Annotated in this window: 19 protein-coding genes; 2 read left to right on the top strand and 17 right to left on the bottom strand. The window is 39.2% G+C overall.

Features of this window, described 5'->3' with window-relative positions:
• Nucleotides 1–20: 20 nt before the first annotated feature.
• The 9 genes from F9B85_RS00225 to F9B85_RS00185 form a co-directional block, all read right to left on the bottom strand.
• The gene (locus tag F9B85_RS00225; RefSeq protein ID WP_243138014.1) at nucleotides 21–1,274 is read right to left on the bottom strand and encodes a competence/damage-inducible protein A; all 1,254 of its coding nucleotides are present in this window, start codon (nucleotides 1,272–1,274) and stop codon (nucleotides 21–23) included.
• A 156-nt stretch (nucleotides 1,275–1,430) separates the two neighbouring features.
• Entirely contained in the window at nucleotides 1,431–2,927 is a 1,497-nt protein-coding gene (locus tag F9B85_RS00220; RefSeq protein WP_151617611.1) for an AAA family ATPase, read from the bottom strand.
• Nucleotides 2,924–3,439 (bottom strand): hypothetical protein, encoded by a 516-nt coding sequence (locus F9B85_RS00215; protein WP_151617610.1) that lies wholly within the window; start codon nucleotides 3,437–3,439, stop codon nucleotides 2,924–2,926. Before F9B85_RS00215 ends, F9B85_RS00220 begins: the two co-directional genes overlap by 4 nt.
• 124 nt (nucleotides 3,440–3,563) lie before the next feature.
• Nucleotides 3,564–4,115, bottom strand: a complete 552-nt coding sequence (pgsA, locus tag F9B85_RS00210) for a CDP-diacylglycerol--glycerol-3-phosphate 3-phosphatidyltransferase (RefSeq protein WP_151617609.1) — start codon at nucleotides 4,113–4,115, stop codon at nucleotides 3,564–3,566.
• Entirely contained in the window at nucleotides 4,099–5,436 is a 1,338-nt protein-coding gene (rimO, locus tag F9B85_RS00205; protein ID WP_151617608.1) for a 30S ribosomal protein S12 methylthiotransferase RimO, read from the bottom strand. Before rimO ends, pgsA begins: the two co-directional genes overlap by 17 nt.
• Nucleotides 5,437–5,501: 65 nt before the next feature.
• Nucleotides 5,502–7,412, bottom strand: coding sequence for a YgiQ family radical SAM protein (locus F9B85_RS00200; RefSeq protein WP_479723888.1), 1,911 nt, complete (start codon nucleotides 7,410–7,412; stop codon nucleotides 5,502–5,504).
• 94 nt (nucleotides 7,413–7,506) lie between these two features.
• On the bottom strand, nucleotides 7,507–8,679 hold the full coding sequence (locus F9B85_RS00195; protein WP_151617607.1) for an acetoin utilization protein AcuC: 1,173 nt from the start codon (nucleotides 8,677–8,679) through the stop codon (nucleotides 7,507–7,509).
• Nucleotides 8,672–9,328: a CBS and ACT domain-containing protein gene (locus F9B85_RS00190; RefSeq protein WP_151617606.1), complete on the bottom strand. Its 657-nt coding sequence runs from the start codon at nucleotides 9,326–9,328 to the stop codon at nucleotides 8,672–8,674. The genes F9B85_RS00195 and F9B85_RS00190 overlap by 8 nt, the downstream gene beginning before the upstream one ends.
• A gap of 46 nt (nucleotides 9,329–9,374) precedes the next feature.
• Nucleotides 9,375–10,013 carry a GNAT family N-acetyltransferase gene (locus tag F9B85_RS00185; protein WP_151617605.1) on the bottom strand — a complete coding sequence of 213 codons (639 nt, stop codon included), beginning with the start codon at nucleotides 10,011–10,013 and terminating at the stop codon, nucleotides 9,375–9,377.
• Nucleotides 10,014–10,506: 493 nt separating this feature from the next.
• Here F9B85_RS00185 and F9B85_RS00180 point away from each other — a divergent pair, with 493 nt between their 5' ends.
• Nucleotides 10,507–10,824: a hypothetical protein gene (locus tag F9B85_RS00180; protein WP_151617604.1), complete on the top strand. Its 318-nt coding sequence runs from the start codon at nucleotides 10,507–10,509 to the stop codon at nucleotides 10,822–10,824.
• On the opposite strand, the gene F9B85_RS00175 is transcribed toward F9B85_RS00180, so the two are convergent.
• From F9B85_RS00175 to F9B85_RS00145, 7 genes are all read right to left on the bottom strand, one after another.
• The gene (locus F9B85_RS00175) at nucleotides 10,802–11,986 is read right to left on the bottom strand and encodes a PP2C family protein-serine/threonine phosphatase (RefSeq protein ID WP_151617603.1); all 1,185 of its coding nucleotides are present in this window, start codon (nucleotides 11,984–11,986) and stop codon (nucleotides 10,802–10,804) included. The genes F9B85_RS00180 and F9B85_RS00175 overlap by 23 nt on opposite strands.
• Nucleotides 11,987–12,157: 171 nt before the next feature.
• Nucleotides 12,158–13,039, bottom strand: a complete 882-nt coding sequence (locus F9B85_RS00170) for a polysaccharide deacetylase family protein (RefSeq protein WP_151617602.1) — start codon at nucleotides 13,037–13,039, stop codon at nucleotides 12,158–12,160.
• Between the two features lie 519 nt (nucleotides 13,040–13,558).
• A complete protein-coding gene (locus tag F9B85_RS00165; protein WP_423245045.1) occupies nucleotides 13,559–14,311 on the bottom strand; it encodes an N-acetylmuramoyl-L-alanine amidase in 753 nt (250 codons plus the stop codon).
• Between the two features lie 55 nt (nucleotides 14,312–14,366).
• On the bottom strand, nucleotides 14,367–14,765 hold the full coding sequence (locus F9B85_RS00160; RefSeq protein ID WP_151617600.1) for a response regulator: 399 nt from the start codon (nucleotides 14,763–14,765) through the stop codon (nucleotides 14,367–14,369).
• Between the two features lie 141 nt (nucleotides 14,766–14,906).
• Nucleotides 14,907–15,092, bottom strand: coding sequence for a 4Fe-4S dicluster domain-containing protein (locus F9B85_RS00155; RefSeq protein ID WP_151617599.1), 186 nt, complete (start codon nucleotides 15,090–15,092; stop codon nucleotides 14,907–14,909).
• 4 nt (nucleotides 15,093–15,096) lie between these two features.
• Nucleotides 15,097–17,274, bottom strand: coding sequence for an SF1B family DNA helicase RecD2 (recD2, locus tag F9B85_RS00150; protein ID WP_170270050.1), 2,178 nt, complete (start codon nucleotides 17,272–17,274; stop codon nucleotides 15,097–15,099).
• 376 nt (nucleotides 17,275–17,650) lie between these two features.
• A complete protein-coding gene (locus F9B85_RS00145; RefSeq protein WP_151617597.1) occupies nucleotides 17,651–18,382 on the bottom strand; it encodes a nucleotidyltransferase family protein in 732 nt (243 codons plus the stop codon).
• A gap of 372 nt (nucleotides 18,383–18,754) precedes the next feature.
• On the opposite strand from F9B85_RS00145, the gene F9B85_RS14250 reads away from it, so the two are divergent.
• Complete coding sequence (locus tag F9B85_RS14250; RefSeq protein WP_170270049.1) at nucleotides 18,755–18,913, top strand: hypothetical protein; 159 nt, start codon at nucleotides 18,755–18,757, stop codon at nucleotides 18,911–18,913.
• 75 nt (nucleotides 18,914–18,988) lie between these two features.
• On the opposite strand, the gene F9B85_RS00140 is transcribed toward F9B85_RS14250, so the two are convergent.
• Entirely contained in the window at nucleotides 18,989–21,172 is a 2,184-nt protein-coding gene (locus F9B85_RS00140) for a Tex family protein (RefSeq protein WP_151617596.1), read from the bottom strand.
• Nucleotides 21,173–21,178: the final 6 nt, after the last annotated feature.

Raw genomic sequence — 21,178 nt, 5'->3', positions numbered from 1 at the left:
TGAATAATTCTTAATAATAGCTACGGTTTTTCATTAAGATGAAAGCGTAACCAGTTGAGGACAGCCGTTGCTGTTCTCTCTTTGATTATTTCTCTAGTGCCAGTAAATCGAAACTCTTTCACTTCACTATAAGCGTCATCGGCGATAGCCCCGTAAACGAGTCCTACTGGCTTTTCTTTAGTTCCGCCACTGGGTCCAGCAATCCCTGTAACAGCAACCGCAATATCGGCACCAGCTATTTTTTTTACACCCTGAGCCATAGCCAGTGCTGTTTCTGCACTGACTGCTCCATGAGATTGCAAAGTCTTCTCTTCCACACCAAGCAGTGCTTTTTTGGCACTGTTATCATATGCAGTAACCCCAAGAAGAAAGTAGGCCGAAGAACCTGCTTCGTTAGTAATCTCGTGTGCAATCAGTCCACCAGTGCAGGATTCTGCAATAGCTAGCTTTTTACCCTTTTTAAGTAAGCTTTGACCTACTACACCTGACAATGTGTCCTGGTCAAAGCCGAAAATATAAGGGCGAAGACGATGCACTACTTCTGCTTCTAGTTCTTTGATAAGCTCTTTTGCTTCCGCCTCTGTCTTGGCTCTAGCTGTAAGGCGAATATGCAGGCCTTCTTGTTTGGCCAACAAGGCAATAGTTGGATTGCTCTGTTCCATGAGAAGATCACGAAGCTGATCTTCTACAACAGACTCTCCCCTTCCAACAATTTTTAATAGGCGAGAATAAAGAATGGTTGGATCACTTTTAGTTTTCATCGATAAGTAAGGCTTTACTGTTTCTTCAAACATCGGTTCCATTTCGTTAGGAGGACCTGGCAAGAGAATAAATGTTTTGGTTCCTTCTTCGACAATAAAACCGGGTGCCGTACCCTGGTGATTGGGAATTATAATAGCTCCCTCAGGAATAAGCGCCTGTTTTTTGTTGTTTTCTGGCATTGAACGGCCACGACGCTGGAAAAATGATTCTATATGATGAAGACTTGGTTCGTGAAGTTGCAAAGAACGACCACATAGTTCCGCAACAACCTCTTTCGTTAAATCATCCATTGTCGGACCTAAACCACCGGTCGTGATAATTATGTCAGCACGACCTCTAGCAATTTCTAGAACCTGTTCTATTCTATCTTGGTTGTCGCCCACTGTTGTCTGAAAATAACAACTAATACCGAGAGAGGCTAGCCTTTCAGAAAGATAACGGGCGTTGGTATTTAGATTCTGCCCTAACAGAAGCTCCGTGCCTGTAGATACAATTTCAGCGCTTATCATCATAACACCCACTTCGAACTTTTTCAATGAAAAAGCATCTCTAACTACTATATTATCTCATAAAATATCCATTTTCGCCAATAGCATGTTAAATCCTGCTTATTGTATGCAAAAAGCCCTGCCTTTCAATTAAATGAAAGCAGGGCTTTTTAAATATTTTTAAGCTACCATGTAGTTTTTCATGGCCCCTCGAAACTCATCGCCAGAAAGACTTTCTTTCTCACGCAGTAAAGTAGCCATCTTTTCTAACTGATAACGATGGCTTTTTATTTTTAGTTCAAGATGTGCTTTTTCACTATCTAATATTTTTTGTAGTTCTTGAAAACGAGTTTTTTCGGGAAGTTCTGTGGCCCCACTAGGGCCTATATCAGATAATCCTGAAAGTACAATTTGCTGTGCCAGTTGTGAAGCCATTGCCAAATCTTGTCTTGCACCTGTTGAGCCTTGCTCTAAAATTTCTTCTTCAGCTACAAGACCCGCTAAAGCTACACGGATAGAGCTAAGCATATCTGTTTTCGTTTCTAGAACTTTTTCTTCAGGAGGTACCTGACGTAAATAACCTAGAGCTCTTCCTCGAGGTGAAATTGTTAAGCGAGCTACGGATCCAGGTCGTTCCCATTCACTAACTAAGGCATGGGCTGTCTCATGAACGGCAACACGCCATAGTTCTTCTTCTAAAGCTTTACGATCACCGGAAGCTCCTAGTAGTACCTTTTCAATAGATTCTTTCAACTGATCGAAACTAATCATTTTCTCTCCCAGTCTCAGCGATAAAATAGCCGCTTCATTACAAATACTTTCCAGCTGAGCACCAGAAAAACCTACTGTTTCTTTAGCCAAGATAGAAAGATCTACTTCATCAGAAACTGGTTTATTTCTCAAATGAATTTTGAGAATGTGTTCTCTTCCTTCTTTGTCAGGTAAGTCTACTTGAATCTGTCTATCAAAACGGCCTGGTCTTAGTAAAGCCGGATCCAAAAGATCTGGTCTGTTTGTTGCTCCCATAATCAGAATTTGTATCGATTCATGGCTTTTCAAACCATCCATTTCAACAAGTAAAGCATTAAGTGTTTGCTCGTATTCCATGTGACCTCGATTGCCACCACGTTTGGCACCAAGTACATCAATTTCATCAATAAAAATTACGGCACCTTTTTTGCCACTTTTTTTGGCTTTTTCTCGTGCTTTATTGAAAAGGTTTCGAATTCGACTAGCTCCCACACCTGCATAAACTTCAATAAAATCACTGCCGGAGCAACTCAAAAAAGCACTATTTGTATAAGTTGCCGATGCTTTGGCTAGTAGTGTTTTTCCTGTCCCTGGAGGTCCACATAATAGGATTCCCTTGAGAGGGCGAATGCCTAGATCTTGTGCTTCTTTGCTTTGCACCATAAAATCCAAGGCTTCTGAAAGCTCTTTCTTGGCAACTCTTTGTCCACCAATTTCTTCAAATGAAAAAGTAGATTCCACTTTGTAGTCACCTAAGCTTTGTGTTGCTTGCTGTCGTTGTTGCCAAATCAAATAAATCATTGAAGAAATACCAGCTAGAATTAAAGGAAGTGGAGACATAAGCTTGTAGGACAAAAAGAGAGTAATGGCAATGAGTATGCCTAACAAGGCTTCTTCTAACCAACTCTTCTTTTCTGCTTGATTCATGATGCTTCACCGCCTCTTTCACGAGAAATGATCCTATATAGATATTTATCATTTTTAGCAATTTGTAGATAGAGATGTTTTTCATCTAGCGTAACAAGGTAATCCATTTCTGTTTGGCTAACAATGAAATTAATTTCATTATGCATATCCATATATTTACCTGTTGCTAGTCCTTGGTACAAAGGAAACTGAATAACTTTCCAAAGATCTGTAAGATCTTCATCAGGATGATCTAAAAAGTTAAGTTCAACTTCTGATCCTAAATGTTCTTTACTCATTTTGTAAATATCACGATATTGTTTACCAAGATCATCTATTTTGTCGCTTTCTACATTTACAATAACCTTACTTCCTTCTTTCTTGTGCTCTACAACAGCATTAGGAAGAAGGTTAATAACAGCTTCGTGAAAAGGTTTTTCTGATACATACTTTTCATAAACACTGTGACCACTCCAAAGCATTGCTAGTGTCACAATTGTCACAGCACCGATGCGCAGTAACTTCATTCCCATCTGTTTTTTCTCCTCTCTCAACAAACAAAAGAATCATATCTACTATTCATATAGTGATTATAAGGTTTGTGTAGAGCAATTGCATTAGTAAAGGACTGGGAATAGAAAAAACCGTCTGAAAACATCATGTCTCCAGACGGTTCTGTAAAATTCCTTTGGCTTTCATAAAGTAGTCAACACCAGACCAAATGGTGAAAATAACAGCTAGGTAGAGAATTACTTGCGATATAGGTAATGGAATAACTATGCTAAGTGCTTCATCAATAAGAATAACTACTACGGTGATAATCTGAAAAACTGTTTTTAACTTACCTAAATTGCTTGCCGCTACTGATTGACCTTCACCAGCTAAGATTGCTCGCAATCCTGTAACAGCAAATTCTCGACCAATGATGATCACAGCAATCCATGCTGAAATTTTGCCTAGCTCAACGAGTGATATCAAGGCAGCTGAAACAAGCAATTTGTCTGCTAGAGGATCCATAAATTGTCCCAAGCGAGTTATCTGTTTTCTTGAACGTGCAATATAGCCATCTAAGCCATCAGTTGCCGCGGCGATTATAAATACGCCAGCGGCAATGTATTGACGATAAGGTATTTCTGGAATAAGCAAAATAATCATAAAGAGGGGGACAAACATTATTCTCGTTAAGGTTACTTTATTGGCCAGATTCATCTAACGCTTCCCCCATCAGATCATAGTGCCCTGCCGCCTTAATCTTTACGGTTGCCCACTGTCCCGGCATCAAGTCTTTGCCAGAGAATTCAATGAAACCATCTACTTCAGGCGCTTCTCTTTCACTTCGACCACGATAGAGTCCCTGTTCCACTTCTTCTTCAATTAGTACTTTTACCGTTTTTCCAATCCATTCTTTTTGAACGGAAAGAGAAATTTCTTGTTGTAAGGCCATGGCACGATGGAATCGTTCTTCTTTGACCTCTTCGGGGACTTGGTCGAGTCGTTGCCCAGCTGGTGTTCTTTCTTCTTGCGAATATGTAAAAACACCAACACGATCAAAACGCATTTCTTCCATAAATTCTAGCAAGTTCTGAAAATGACTTTCCTCTTCTCCAGGAAAACCAACGATAAAGGTGCTACGAATCGCAATGCCTGGTATGTTTTCGCGCAAAGATTGAACTAGTTTTTTTATCTCTTGCTTAGATCCACGACGATTCATAGCTTGCAGGATATAGTCATCACCATGTTGCAAAGGAAGATCGATATATTTGCATATCTTGGGATCTTTAGCCATGGCCTCAATAAGTTGCGGTGTAATATGATCAGGATAACAATACATTAATCTTAACCATTGTAAATCTTCTACTTCCCGAAACTTATGCAATAACTGAGGTAAACGGTCTTCACCGTAGCGATCAAAGCCATAACGAGTCGTATCTTGAGCGATTAGTAGAATTTCTTGAACGCCTCGCTGTACGAGATTCTGTGCTTCTGCAAGAATAGATTCTTCGCTCCTAGAACGAAAATTTCCTCTTAGGCTTGGAATGGCACAGTAACTACAGAAGTTGTCGCAGCCATCAGCTACTTTTAGATATCCATAATGAAAAGGCGTTGTAAGCATTCTTGGAGTATTGTGATCATAAAGATAATCTGGTTTGCCAACTTCTACGAATTTGTTGCCAGCTAATGCTTTGGCTACAAGATCGGCGATTTGAGGTACTTCACCTGGTCCTAAGAATATATCAACTTCTGACAATTCATCAGCTAATTCTGATGAGTAACCTTGTGATAGGCAACCAGCAACTAGAAGAGCACGACAAGCTCCACTTTGCTTCAACGCAGCTAGTTCTAGAATCCGATTAATAGATTCTTCTTTTGCAGGAAGAATGAAGCCACAGGTGTTAACAATAAGGACTTCGGCATCTTCTTCTCGATGGGCCAAATCATATCCAGCACTGCGCAAAAGTCCCATCATGACTTCCGTATCTACACGGTTTTTGGCACAGCCTAGGCTAGTTATATTGAATTTTGTTGCCAAAGTCCTTTCCACCTTTCCACTTGTTAAAATAAAAGTATACTGGATAGGTTTATCTCTGTCAAAACTTAAAGTCTTCTCTTCTTACGAATGACTTTGTTTTTCTTTTCTACAGTGCTTTCAATCTTGCTCTTTTTAGCTTTTTGATGCTTACGTGGTCCGATTAGCTTATTAGCTCCAAAGCCAATTAAATCTTTTCGTTCTGCATTACAGAGAGCCTGATAGACAAGATCATAATTCTCAGGCTTTCGAAACTGTAGCAAAGCTCTTTGCAAAGCCTTGTCTTTTTGTGTTCGAGGCACTGTAACTTCTTCCATCGTCCTAGGATCTATACCAGTATAGTAAATACAAGTTGATAAGCTACCCGGTGTGGGTATAAAGTCTTGTACTTGTTCAGGCGTATATCGCCAATCACGAATTTTTTCTGCCAGTTCTATAGCTTCATGGATAGTTGCACCAGGGTGACTAGACATGAGGTATGGTACTAGATACTGTTTCTTGCCCAGATTCTTGTTAATCTCTTCATACTCTTTTTTGAAAGCGTCATAGACGTCGATACCAGGTTTTCCCATATACTGAAGAACTTTTGCTGAAGCATGCTCAGGAGCAACTTTTAATTGTCCACTAACATGGTGCTGACAGATTTCTTCTAGAAAACGTCGTCGTCGCTCTTTCTTATCAGCCATGAGATAATCGTAACGCAATCCTGAACGAATAAAAACTTTTTTTACTCCTTCAAGTTTACGTAATTTACGCAACAAATCTAAGTATTCATCGTGATTTATTTCTAGATTAGGACAAGGTTTGGGGAAGAGACAGTGACGGTCTCTACAAGCACCAGCTTTTAATTGCTTTTTACAAGCTTGCCGACGAAAGTTAGCCGTTGGTCCACCAACATCATGAATATATCCTTTGAAGTTTGGTGACGTAACCATTTTTTGGGCTTCTGTAAGCAATGATTGGTCACTTCTACTTTGAATAATACGTCCTTGATGAAAAGTAAGGGCACAAAAAGAACAGCCACCAAAACATCCCCGTTGAGCTGTTAGGCTAAACTCAACTTCTTCTAAAGCTGGAACACCGCCTAATTTTTCATAAGCAGGATGGGCCTTACGGGAAAAAGGCAAAGCAAAGACTTGATCTATTTCTTTCGTCGTCATGGGAAGTGGGGGGCGATTTTGAACGAGAAAAAGTTCCTGATGTTGTTGAACTAAAGTCTTACCTTGATAAGGATTCTGTTCTCGTTCTTGAAGTTGAAAAGCTTTAGCATAAGCTGTCTTGCTTTCTTTTACTTCTTCGTAAGAGGGAAGAAAAAGTATATCTTCTCGCTCTTGAAAAGCTGTCTTATCTTGCGCTACATAGCAAAGGCCTTGTAATGATGACCCGAGGAGCTTTGTTGCTTCTTGCGCTCCTTCTCGCCTACTTCGTAGTTCGTCAGCTAATGCTAGGATTGTGTTTTCTCCCATTCCATAGATAAGCAAATCTGCTTTCGCGTCAATTAAGATGGAGCGACGAACTTTATCATCCCAGTAGTCATAGTGGGCAAAGCGACGCAAACTTGCTTCAATACCTCCAATAATAATGGGAGGTTCTTTGTATGCTTCACGACAGCGCTGGGAGTAAACAAGAGTTGCTCTATCTGGTCTTAAACCACTTTTTCCTCCTGGAGAATACGCATCGTTGGAGCGCTTTTTTTTGGCTGCTGTGTAGTGATTGACCATTGAGTCAATGTTTCCTGCTGTGATGAGCCAACCTAAGTAAGGTCGTCCTAGTTTTTTGAAATCTTTAGTGTTACGCCAATTAGGCTGACTTATTATGCCTACTTTATATCCTTTACTTTCTAAGACACGACCTATAATAGCTGTACCAAAACTAGGATGATCCACATAGGCATCGCCGGAGACGATGATAAAGTCACATTGTTGCCAACCTAACTTTTCCATCTCTGGCATTGACATGGGTAGATAAGGTGCGGACAATGATTTTGCCAACCTCCTTTTTACGAAGTAGCATGCCCTAGAAGAGGAGGTTGAACAACGTAGGAAAGCCGGCTTTTTCTTCGCCGGCTCTGACTCAACAAGCTCTTCTGCTCATGATTAGTTCAACAGCATCCCCCATTGTACGCTGTAGAGTTACCTTGTTTTTGTCGGTAATAATCTCTCTACGAGGTATTGGTGGAAACTCATTTTCACCATCACGTAAATATAAAGGCAAAGAGACAGGGCTCTGTTTCTGCCAACGTTGTAGCCATTCCTGGGGTATTTCATTAGGTAAGGTAATATCATTCATCTCAGCCCATAACAAAGTCCAAGCTCGAGGAACAACACGCCAATGATCATAACCGCCACCACCTAGAGCGAGCCAACGACCCTGACAATATTTGTGAGCCAAACGGTGAGCAATATGTGGAATTACTTCAAAGGTTCGCGTTGTAACAGCTAAATGAGTTAAAGGGTCAAGATAGTGGGCGTCACAGCCATTTTGTGTGATTAATATATCGGGTTGAAAAGCTTCTAGAAGTGGTTCTATTGATTGTTCATAAAGTTCAATGAAAGAATCATCTTCTGTGTAGGCTTCTAGAGGTAAGTTAACGGAAAAACCATAGCCTTCAAATCGTCCTCGTTCTTCCACTTGACCTGTTCCTGGGAATAGATATCTTCCTGTTTCATGGAGCGATATAGTCAGGACTGTAGGATCATCATAGAAGATAAACTGTACTCCGTCGCCATGATGAGCATCTGTATCAATATAAGCTACTTTAAGTCCATATTTTCTCTGAAGATAGGAAATAGCTACAGCAGCATCGTTAAGTATGCAAAAGCCTGATGCTTTATTGCGATGACCATGATGTAAGCCTCCTCCGATAGAGAAGACGTGATCGCTTTTGCCTTCCATGATCATTTTGGCACCTAATAAAGTAGCTCCCAATACTGTTTTGGTAGCTTCAAACATACCAGGAAAAGCTGGTGTATCATCACTACCTAGACCATAAGGACGAAGCAAGTCCTTAGAAGCTTCACCTTGGCTAGCTTTTTCAATTAGATGTACGAAATTGCTTTGATGAACCATTAAAATGTCTTCTAACTCACATGTCTCTGGTTCGAATTTCTGTTCCGCTGGTAGGATGCCATATTTCTCTATTAAATCAACGGTCAATTCCAAACGTAATGGATTGAATGGATGATCAGGTCCAAATTTGTAGGCATGTAGTGCCGGCGAATAGATGAGTGATGGCAACTTATTCATTACGATGCTCCTCATAGAGTCTTTTGGGGAGTGGAAAAATCATATTATATCCGGCTTCTACGATGCTATCGACAATGGCACGAGTATCAAAAGCTCCTACCCTTAAAACAATAGTTCGTCGATTTTCTGTTTTGCCAGGTGTTACATAGATACTGATAATATTGATTCCCTGCTCTTTTATAATTCTGGTAATGTCTAGCAGAGCTCCTGGTTTATCTGGAACATCTATTTCCACATGAGAGCCTGGTTGTGCTACACCCATCACAACAACAAGGGAGTGAAGCAAGTCTGTTGATGTTATTATTCCAACTAGGCGATCATTTTGTACAACAGGCAAACAGCCAATTTTATGTTCATAAATGATTCTAGCTGCATCCTCCATAGCATCTAAAGGATGAACTGTAATAACAGGCTTGCGCATAATATCTTTAACTTTGGTAGTTGCTAATAAATCATCTTGCTCAGGGCTTAAGATAGAAGGTTTTACATCGCGCAAATCACGATCAGACAAAATCCCAATTACCTTGCCTTCTTCTACAACGGGAATGTGACGCACTCTCTTCTCTTGGGTAATTAAGAGGGCTTCTAAGGCTGTTGATTCAGGCCCTACGAAGTGAACATTTTTTTCCATAATTTCTTCTATCAACATGTTGCAAAAGTCCTCCCTTCTATTTCTACCTCTTTATCTAATCATCTCAAAAAAACCAACGATTAAGATAAAGTGACTCTTCAAAGGTTAGAATTGTTTCTTGAGGCACTTTAGAACCAATACGAACCATTAGCATGTTGGCAGGATGGGCTAAAATATCTGGTTCATCTGTTCCAATTCTCTTCAACCCAATCCGTCCAAAGTGGCTTTCTAGAAACTTTTGATACTCCCAAATGGACATGTCCTTACCTTTCAGGTCCCAATGCCAGTAATATTCAGTGGCAATTACTATTGCTGTATCCATAGAACAATTACCAAAAGCCACGTCTAAAAGAGCGCTACTAACGCCCATGCTTCGCCATTGACGACTTACTTCAATAGCCCCCATCTCTAACATGCCAGGCACCTGGTTTTTGGCCCAACGAGCAAATTCTTCAGGAGGATGAAAAGTCACATAGCCAACAATTAGGTTATCGTGAAGTGCCAATATTATCTGACCTTGCGGTAAATCTGCAATCTCTGCTAAGGCTTCTAACTGCTCCTGAGGAGGTCTAAAAGCACAAAGACCTTCATCCATCTGATAGTGTAATATCTTATCAGGGCTATAAGGGCCGGCCACCGATACTATACCTTTTTGGGTATTAACAACACGAGGCGTTCTCGGTGTTTTTAATTGGATGGTCATGGCATAACCCACCTTCGCCTTACCGTTCATTTTCTAATCGTTTACAGAAAAGACGTCGTCATTAAAAAGCAAAGAAGGAGAAAAAAGAACTTATCTCGAAAAAATAAGACAGTATATTTGCACTGTAAAACAGGGGAGGTGTAACCGACTGGCTAATAGACGACGCTCTATACCTCCTTCGAGGGCTAGAAGGGTTCACAGTAGAAAAAGACGTAGAATCGTCGATCCAACTAAATTCTCGCTTAGTCTCTTACTATTCTTCTTCCTCTTAGGAAGTTTAATTACTTCCCTTATCCTGCTATATTTACCCGATTTCTCAGCAGAACTTACATACGATTATGTTTTTACTATTTCTTTTTATCAAAACCTACTTGTAACCTTACTGTTAGCCTTCAGTACAACAGCCACATTGCTACTTTTTCACATCTTCTATAGGCTTACTGCTAAGCGTCCACCGGCCAACAAAAAATCATTGTGGCGAGTTAAGACGATATTGCTCAGTTTAATTCTATTTTTTATTATTCAGTTTGCAATGGTTGCTTTCAAAGGCGTTGATAGTTATTACAAGTACCTTGATACGAATCATTCTATAATGACAGAAGGCTACTATCTAGGAAGTAGTATAAAGAATGGCCATCTATATCTTCGCCTGGAAGTCGATGGTGAAGTTAATACTTTTCGTTTACCCTCTACTATCTTCAATCTATCATCCTTACAATGGCGTGAACCTATTACTATTGAGTACGGTGAACGTTCAAGAATGATAGGTTCTATGACAAAGCCAGAATTTACTTTAGATATTCAACAATAACTAGGCAGATGTCGTCTGGTTGGGAAAGACCTTCTGAGAATTCCTCAATACGTTGTAATATAGCTTGGGTCATCTCTTTAGCTGGGAGGTGGCCCATTTCTTCTACGAGCTTAAAAAATTGGTTTAATCCATAAAACTTCTTATCTTTGTTGACGACATCGAAAATACCGTCTGTATAAAGAACTATTTTGTCGCCTGGTCGAATGTCAATTTCTTTGAACTCATATTCCGACGTATCAAAAAGTCCTAAGGGGAATCCTTCTGCATCTAACTTAACAAGTTCTCCATTTTCACCGCGCACCAATAGAGGATTAGGATGACCTGCGTTAGCATAGGAAAGACGACCTGTTGACTGATCAATGAGCAAGGAAAAAGCGGTAACAAAAGTTCCTGACAGCTCCCCGTCTACCATTGCGCCGAATTGTTGGTTTAGTTTGTCTAAAATTTCCACAGGTTTGCTGAATTCCTGAGTAATGGAACGCATCATAGTGCTAACCACCATAGTTAGCATAGCCGCTGAAACGCCATGACCTGAAACATCAGAAACAAATATACCCATCTTATCGTCACTAACTGAAATAAAATCGTAAAAGTCACCGCCGATTTCAATAGTAGGACGATAGGCGACTTCATAAGATAGTTTTTTCATTTTAGGAAACTTTACCGGCAATAAGTGCTGTTGCACATGTCGAGCCATTCTTAATTCTTCCGTTAATATTGAGTTCTTAGTTTCTATTTCTTGATAACTTCGCTCTAGTTGACGGTAGAGCTTTCGAATGCGAAGCAGTGACTTTACACGTGTAAGTAGTTCAACGCGATTAAAAGGTTTGCTGATAAAGTCATCTGCCCCTGCTTCAATCCCTTTTATTCTATCTTCTACTTCATGAAGTGCTGTTACTAAAACAACAGGAATGAGTTGAGTATGGGGATCCTCTTTTAGCTTGGCACATACTTCAAACCCATTCATCCCCGGCATCATTACATCGAGGAGGATCAGATCTGGCAGTGTGCTTTCGATTATCTCAAGAGCCAGCTCGCCATTAAGAGCTGTTAAGACTTGGTAACCTGCCCGGGTTAGCTGAAGACGCATTAACTCTACATTAGTTATTACATCATCAACAACAAGGATTATAGCTCCTGTCTCATTTGTTTCATCAAACATTGTCAGATTGCCCTCCTTTGTCAGGCGATTATGTTTCAATTATAGCACATCAAGGCAAGAAAAACCTATATTCCATTGTTGTACCAATATCCTTTCCGTTAAGGAAACCTAAAAATTATGTGAAAAAAGCCTCTTCTTTATGACAAAGAGAGGCTTGATCGTTGTGACTACTTATTTCATAAGTATAACAGGTTCTGTATCTTCGTCGATAACCTTAAATGTAAAGCCTTCTAAGATTAGATATTCAATAATCTCAGGTAAAGCTTCAGGTAGTGTTATCTTACCAGGACCATCATGAAAAAGAACAATTATTCTATCTTTGTTTTGAGCTTGTTGGATGACTTCTCTTTGTATTCTTTGCGCTGAAACTAGCGGTGCAGAAGTATCCCTAGCATCAATATTCCAATCGTGAAAGATATAACCGTTGGCATATAATCTTTCTACTAGAAGCTTTGTAAAATTGCCTTGTGTTCCACCGGGAGCACGAATAATCCGAGGTCTTTCTTGAATAACATTGTATAATATTTCTTCTGCTTTCCATAAATCTTGCATAAAAGCATCAGGATTGCTATAAATCCTACTATATTGATGAGAATAAGTATGATTCCCTATCTGATGTCCTTCATTAACAATGCGTTCTGTTATTTCAATATGATTTTCGACTTGTTTGCCAATTACAAAGAAAGTGGCCGGGATCTGGTAATGCTTTAGAATATCAAGAACAAGAGGTGTAATCTCACTAGGCCCATCATCAAAAGTTAAGTAGGCTGTTTTTTGCTGTTCCTTGTAATATTCGTCATCAGGAAATTCTTGATTTGTTTCTTCTGAAATGGTTGAACTTGTTTCTGTAAAAAGCGATGCTGATGACATATTGACAATTCTTTCTTCTTGTTCTATGCTTTCTAACGTTACTTTTTTCTCGCGGGCTAAAGCCATCTGTTGAGTACTATAGTCGGAAAAGAATGAGAACCCGTGGAGCAGTAGAAGCAGAAAAGTTGAAAGTAAGACTATTTTGGTCAATATTTTGCGTAGTTGTTCTCCGCTAAAATTCAACAGGTACCCTCCTTTTCCACAGCTTATGTTTGATCACTTATTATATTTTATATTATAAGTGATCATGTTTTAAATTTCTCTTTGAGATCATTTGATAATTTGGTGATTATAGGAAAGCAAGAGATGCTTTCGCACTTCTTACTACCTGATTTGACGAATTTTGATAAAAATTATCTATTAAGAAGGATTATTTCTTATCTATGGTGAATAAAAGCTTTGACCATTTTATAAAAATCTTGTACAATTCATCAAGCGGATACTGCTCAAAGGGAGCAAATAGGTTCTAATGCCAATTGTGGGTTCAAGTCCCGCTGTCCGCACCCCATTGTTGGCCCTCCCTTAAGTAAGAGGGCGATGTGGTAGACGAAGAAATGGTAAGGTTCAGGAAAGTGGCACCTGTGCTGAAAGGTTCGAATCCTCTTTCGTCTACTACGGAGATAACCCCGCCGTCCATTTTTGGACAATGCGGGGTTCTTTTATTTTTTCAGGGGGTTCTTTTATTTTTTCAGGGGGTTTTTATTATTTTTTTGACATGATGTAGTTTATCGCACGGTTGATTAGGGCTACAGTCTCTTCTCTTGTTATTGCTTCCTGTGGATTAAATTTTCCTTGCTCATCACCTTTTATAATTCCACGGTCAAAAGCTTCTTGAATATCTTTGGCCGACCAACGATCATCTGGCACGTCGGAAAAAGGGCCTGTTGAAGACAAATGATCACCTTCTTTAGGTAATGTTAAGCTAAAAAAAGATGCCACTGCTTCTGCAATAGTTCTAGCAAATCTTTGCTGTACTTCTTTTTGTCTCAATAGCTTTTCTTCTTCAGGGTTAGTGATAAAAGCTAATTCCACTAGAACTGCAGGCATTTTTGTTTGCCTGAGTACGTAAAAAGAAGCTGTTTTTACTCCACGATCAACTAAAGATAGTTCTTTGATTATATTATTTTGAATTTTTTTGGCAAGTTCCTCGCCCTTGCCACCTCTCTGATAACAAAATGTTTCTGTTCCTTTGGCTGATTTATTCGTAGCGGCATTGCAATGAATACTTACAAATATGGAAGCATCATATTCGTTTGCTTTGCGCACCCTTTCCTGCAAATCTCTATTTACATCAGGTCCTAGTGCAATATCCCTATCTCTCGTTAATTTATAGTCTACGATTGGTTTTAACAATGAAGCGACTTCTAGTGCTACAGCTAGTGCTACATCGGATTCTCGTAAGCCTGTAGGCCCTACAGCACCAGGATCTCGACCGCCGTGTCCGGGATCTATCATGACCTTCAATAGCATCACCTCGTAAACTAGATCTTTTCTCCCCTTCTGAATAGTATTATGAAAGGTATTTTTCTAATAATATTTTAAGCTCTTCTATTTTTATTGGCTTTATAAGACAATCATCCATACCCTTTTCAAGATAACGCTGAGCATTGTTATCAAAACTATGACCTGATACAGCTATGATTGGCGTATGTCTGCCTAGCTTAAATTCATAATCCCTTATTAGAAGCGTAGCTTCAAAACCATCTAAAATTGGCATCTCACAATCCATTAAGATAAGAGCATATTCATAGGCTTTCACCATTGCCATTGCTTCTTGGCCATTAGAAACAGTAGTAAGGTTTGTATAGCCTAGTTTTTTTAGTTGCCTTACTATGACTAATTGTTGTACAGAGCTATCTTCTGCCAGTAAAATAGCTTGCTTATTCTCTTTTCGTTCCGCTGATGTCATACTTCTTCTACTTCTTTCAAGTGTAGATGCTTATATATTTTGCGTATTCGTATATATCGTAATTCCAAGATGCTATCTCCTTCCCCTGGTACCCCGGAAACTTCATCTGGCAAAGGTGGAACATTTATTGTTATCTATGTTTTATTTAGGCTTAAATGCAATTGCTCCTGCTTGACAACATTCTAAGCAAGCTTCACAAGAACGACAAAGGACACCTAGCACTTGAATTGTCTCATCAACTTTCATGAAAGCACCAAAAGGACAACTGTTCAGACAAACACCACAACCAGAGCATAGATTCCTCATCACAAAAGCCTCAATGGTCAAAAAGTCATTCCTCCTTACTCACATTTTCCTGCCATCGTTTTGTCATTGCACTAAAGCGCGTGCTATCTATATTGTTTTGAACTGCATAAGCAAGTGCTTCTTGCTCCCCAATTAAAATTACCTTCTCCCGAGCCCTAGTTACAGCTGTATATAAGAGATTGCGTCGCAACATTCTTCGGTGTTGAAAAGTTAATGGCATTATAACTATAGGGTATTCGCTTCCCTGTGCTTTGTGAACTGTTGTTGTGTAAGCTAAGGTAAGCTGGTCCCATTCAGAACGAGGGTAAGAAATAGTATCATCAAACTGTACGATAATAGTGTCTTCGTCCGTTTCTTCGTCACTACGTAATAGGATCTCCGTGATAAAGCCTACATCACCATTAAATACTTCTTTTTCGTAGTTATTCTTCAATTGCATGACTTTATCACCGGAGCGTAAGTTATAAAAGCCAGCTTTTACTTCTCTTTGACCTACTTCTAAAGGGTTCAGTAATTCTTGCAATGCTTTGTTAAGGTTCCAGACACCTACATCTGTATATCGCATTGGTGATAATACTTGAATATCATCAAGGGTATAACCAGCTCTTTCTATAGCCCGGTGAACTGTCTCAATTAGAGCATCTCGTGATGCTTGAAGACGAGAACGTTGTATAAAAATAAAATCTTTTTTGCTGCTAATATCAGGGAATTGGCCTTCATTAATGAGATGTGCATTAAGTACAATTTCCGAGGTGTCTTCTTGGCGAAAAACATGCTGTAATCGAATGATTTCCCCCATAGATTGAGCAATAATGTCTTTTAACACTTGACCAGGCCCTACAGAAGGTAGTTGATCTTTATCACCGACAAGTACTAGTTTTACACCTTTTTTTAGAGATCTAAGCAACGTTGCCATCATCAGGATGTCTACCATGGATACTTCATCCACTATGATCACGTCAGCTTCTAATACTTCTATGTCATAAGAGGAATATTCCTTCTCACGACCAGTTAGTCCAAGTACTTTATGGATAGTAAAAGCAGGCTGTCCTGTTGTTTCGGCAAGTCGCTTGGCAGCACGACCAGTAGGTGCACAGAGTGTAATCTTTCCGTTTGGTGTTGCTCTATTAACAAGAGCAATTAAGCCTTTAACGATTGTAGTCTTTCCCGTTCCAGGTCCCCCTGTAATAACAGTTACACCTTTGTGGGCTAGTGCATAGAAGGCTTCTTTTTGTTCCGGTGCATAAGTAATGCCAAAGTCTTCTTCCATTGTTTTGATAACTTTTTCTACTTTGACTTGCCAAAGCTTATTGTTTGCTTTGATCTGGTAAAGATGTTCTACAACTTCTTGTTCTGCCCAAAAAAGGTCTGGCAAATAACAACCATCACAATAATAGTTAATTTTGCCATCTTGAATAGTTTTAAGAAGCTGTTCACTTATGTCTTGTTCTTTTGCTATATCTATATAATAACTGGAAGAATGTAATACTTCTATAGCTCTATTGACTAGAGTTGACGTAGGTAAAAAAACATGGCCTTCATCACGGCTTAGTAGCAAGCTAAAGAGCATAGCTCCTTCCATCCGTTTGCTGTCGTTATGTGGAAACCCTAGTTGTGATGCTATTCTATCGGCCTTCTCAAAGTTTATCTCTCGAATATCTAAACAAAGGCTATACGGATTATCTTCTATGACAGCTAAACTGGTTCTTCCATAGTGACGAAAAATTTTGTAAACAAGTTCGCTTTCAAGCCCGTATTGTGTCAAAGAAACAAAAAGATTCTCGCCATAATCAAAGTCATGATAAGCTTCCATGATTTCGTTAATATCTTCTTCGCTCAAATCTGGTAGATCTTTTAGCTTATCAGGTTCTTCACGAAGGATCTTAATTGCATCAGAACCAAAGGCTTTGACAAGTTTTTTTGTAATTTTCCTACCTATTCCTTTTAACACAGAGCTAGTTAGAAACTTCTCCATTTCTTTGGCTGTAGTAGGTGGTACTACTTTGTAAGAAGCTAGGCGAAATTGCTTGCCAAATTTAGGGTGTTCTACCCATTCACCTTCTAATGCATATGTTAAACCTATCTGGGGAGATAAAAAATGTCCTACTACAGTAATAGTGCTTTTTTTGTTTTTAAAAAGCACGACTGTATAGGTCTCTTCTTGAAATAAAGTGCGTACTAATTTACCTTCGATTTGTTCCAATGTTGTCGACCGCCTTTTGTGACAGTGCAGTTGAGTTAAAGCAGGCTCTTAAACTATATTTCGTCATAATTTTCTTTTTACCTGCCATTTTCTTTCCTGCCTTTTACATCGACACTTTTACATTGTTCAATAAAAAGAAAAGGATCAGTCTATCATGGAATAGTTCTAAAGAGATTGCCATGATAGTCTGATCCTAATTTTTTGTTGTTTTTTTGGGGGGAAGCCCCCGGGGAAGGGGCTTCTAGAGGAGAAACATAGGGGAACAAAAGGGGGTAAATCCCCTACATCCATATTTTTACCGACTCTAATCTACCCTATACATCGAATACTACTGAAAATAATAAGCATATCGCTCGAACATTCACGAATCTTGTCGTTATATAGCTTCTTGGTAGTAATTGCCTAATTGTCCATTTTTTATATCTATCTGAACTTGATGATATTGATCAATAGTGCCAATATCACGCCAATATCCTTTAATAGGAACTCCAAAGAATGGTAACTGTTTTTTCATAATTGTTGGGAAAAGCTCTTTAGAGAAATCATAAAGACCATCAGGAATATGTGAAAAAATTTCAGGTTCTAAGGCATAGATTCCAGTATTGACAGTGTTCGAAAAAATTTCTTCTTTCTTTGGCTTTTCAATAAAACGATTTATCCGTCCATCACTGTCTGTAATAACTATACCAAACTGTGTTGGATCGTCTACTTGTGTCAGAGCCATAGTAGCTAAGGAGGATCTTTGATTATGGAATTCAATTACTTTACCAAGATGAATATCGGTAATTCCATCTCCACTGATGACAAGAAAAGTTTCATCTAAAAATTCTTGCGCTTGCTTAACTGACCCTGCAGTGCCTAAGGGTTCTCGTTCAATAAAGTAGCTAAAGCGTACACCAAATTGTGATCCATCCCCAAAATAATTCATAATCATTTTGGGGTGATAATGTAGTGTTACTGCTATATCAGTTATACCATGTTTTTTTAGCAACATAACTGCATATTCCATAGCGGGTCTACCATGTATAGGCACCATTGGTTTTGGCAAATTGTCTGTTAAGGGTTTTAATCTTGTTCCTAGCCCTCCGGCCATTATAACTGCTTTCATATGAAAAACAACCTCCTTAAAGAATTGTGCTTTAATTTTTTTGAATTTATGTCAAATCAATGCTGTCAAATAACCATAACTTGATCTTGTGATAGCTTAATTATACCAATAGCAGGTTTCTTTTTCCACCGCACTAACCCCTTTTTCTGTATAACTATTGTTATCTTTTTGTTAAAGCTTTGAATCATCTAAATAATTCATTTCCTTTAATGTCAGACCTTTCAATTATATTCCTGTAGTTTCTATTTTAGAACAAAAAGCTTCTGTATATTTTTTCTGGTATCTTTTTGGAATATTCAAAAATCCTTCCTTCTTTTTAGTCCTATTTTTCGCTCCTCATTTGGGCAGGATAAGTTTTACGGAGGTGAAGTAATGTACTACCGCTCAAGTCCCTATAAAGCTAGTAAGCATAGTTCTTATATGCCTGTTATTGCTATTGGTGCATTAGCTCTTACGGCCTGGTACTTGCGGGAAGTGCAGACGATGACAAGTGCTGTTGTGGACATTCGCAATAACTTGAAACGTCGCTAGTAACCTCTAGAAAGCAAAAAGAAGCCATCCCTTTTATAAGGGAAATGGCTTCTTTGCCTTTTTCTAGTCATATATTCAACTGTCTTCTAAGCGCATAGTCAAGGAGATTCGTCCTCGAGAGAGGTCTATATCTAGAACACGAACTGTTACTTGATCACCTACAGATACTACTTCAAAGGGATGTTTGATAAATCGATTAGTAAGTGCCGATATATGAACTAGTCCGTCTTGCTTTACGCCAATATCAACAAAAGCCCCAAAATCGACGACGTTACTTACTTTTCCTTCTAAGACCATACCTGGGCGCAAGTCTTTCATTTCCATGACATCAGTTCTAAAGGACGGTTTGGGAAGATCCTCCCTTGGATCACGGCCAGGCTTTGATAAAGCCTCTATTAAGTCACGCAATGTAGGTAGACCTATTTGTAACTGCTGAGCAGTTTTTTCTAGTTCTAGTGAAGAAAGTTTTTGACGTAGCTTTTCTAATCCTGCTTCTTTTTTTAAGCTCCATTGCTCTTCACCTAAGAGAGCTACTAAAGCTTGTGCTCGATCATAAGATTCTGGATGAATTGGTGTGTTTTCAATAGGGTCGTCTCCATCAGGAATACGAACAAAACCTGCACATTGTGTAAAAGTTGCCGCGCCTAAGCGTGGTACTTTTAAGAGATCTTTCCGTTTACGGAAAGGACCATTTTCTTCTCGATAAGACACTATAGTTTTGGCGATAGCTGGCTTGATCCCTGCTACATAGGATAGCAGAGATGGTGATGCCGTGTTTATGTCTACACCTACGGCATTAACACAGTCTTCTACAACACCTGATAAGGTCTGATGAAGCCGTTTGTTATTTACATCGTGTTGATATTGACCTACGCCGATAGCAGAAGGTTCAATTTTTACTAATTCTGCCAGCGGATCTTGCAATCTTCGAGCAATAGATATGGCACTTCTCATAGCTACATCAAGTTCTGGAAATTCTTCTGTAGCAAGTGGTGAAGCTGAGTAGACTGATGCGCCTGCTTCAGAAACAATGGTGTATTGAAGAGTCTGGTTTCTTTCTTGAATAACTTGAGCTATAAGTTGTTCACTTTCTCTACTAGCCGTCCCGTTACCTATGGCAATTATTTGAATCTCATATTGATCAATGAGCTCTTTAAGAGTTGTAATAGCTTCTTGCCAACGACTTTGAGGCTTATGTGGAAAGATGGTTTTAGTAGTAAGAACTTTGCCAGTATCGTTTATTACTGCTAGCTTACAACCTGTTCGATAACCTGGATCTAATCCCATAATTATTTTTCTACGTACTGGCCTTTGCAGTAAGAGGGGAGATAAGTTAGTAGCAAAGACAGTTATAGCTTGTTCTTCTGCTTTTTCTGTTAACTCTGCCCGCAACTCTCTTTCTATTGAAGGCCTTATTAATCTTTTATAACTATCGTTGATAGCTTTAATAATATATATCGCTTTTGCTGTCTCTTCTTGCTGAATCCACTTGCGATACAGACCTTCTTGAATTGCTGTATCTGGTCCTTCAATTTTCACACTTAAGGCTTTTTCTCTTTCTCCTCTATTGATGGCTAAGATACGATGGGCTGGAATAGTTTTTATTTTTTCGCGAAAATCATAATAAGTTTCATAAGGACCTGACTCTTTCAGCTTCGTTGCTGTAACAACTAGATAAGCTTCTCTTCTAAGACTGTGACGCACCCATTGACGACTTTTGGCGTCTTCGGAGATTTCTTCTGCTATGATATCTATAGCACCAGCAAGAGCCATCTGTTCGTCCTTAATTTCTTTTTCAGGATTAATGTAAGCTTTGGCAATTTGAACTGGATCTTCATTATATGGAGGCTTCATCAAAGCCTCTGCCAGAGGAGCTAGTCCTTTTTCACGTGCCACGGAGGCTCTTGTTTTACGTTTTGGTCTAAAGGGTAAGTATAGATCTTCTACTTCTGCTAAGCTTTGGGCTTTTTGTAAGCTTGTTAACCAAGGTTCAGTAATTTTATCCATCTCTTTGACGAGACGGTATACTTCTGTTTTTCTTTTGTCTAGACTTCTCAAGTATTCTAATCGTTCTACTAGTTGACGTAGTTCTACTTCATTCATTTCACCGGTACGCTCTTTACGGTAACGAGCAATAAAAGGAATGGTATTGCCTTCGTCGTAGAGCTCAACGGCTCCTTGAATTCTTGATTCTGCTATGTTAAGTTCACGGGCAAGCCTTGGTACGATAGGTTCTTCCCAGGGTTTTGTGGGGGTCATAGTTCT

It is taken from the genome of Heliorestis acidaminivorans (genome assembly GCF_008933955.1).
Lineage (GTDB): Bacteria > Bacillota > Desulfitobacteriia > Heliobacteriales > Heliobacteriaceae > Heliorestis > Heliorestis acidaminivorans.
Note: the sequence above shows the minus strand (reverse complement) of the source record. Positions and strands in the feature narration are given on the sequence as shown.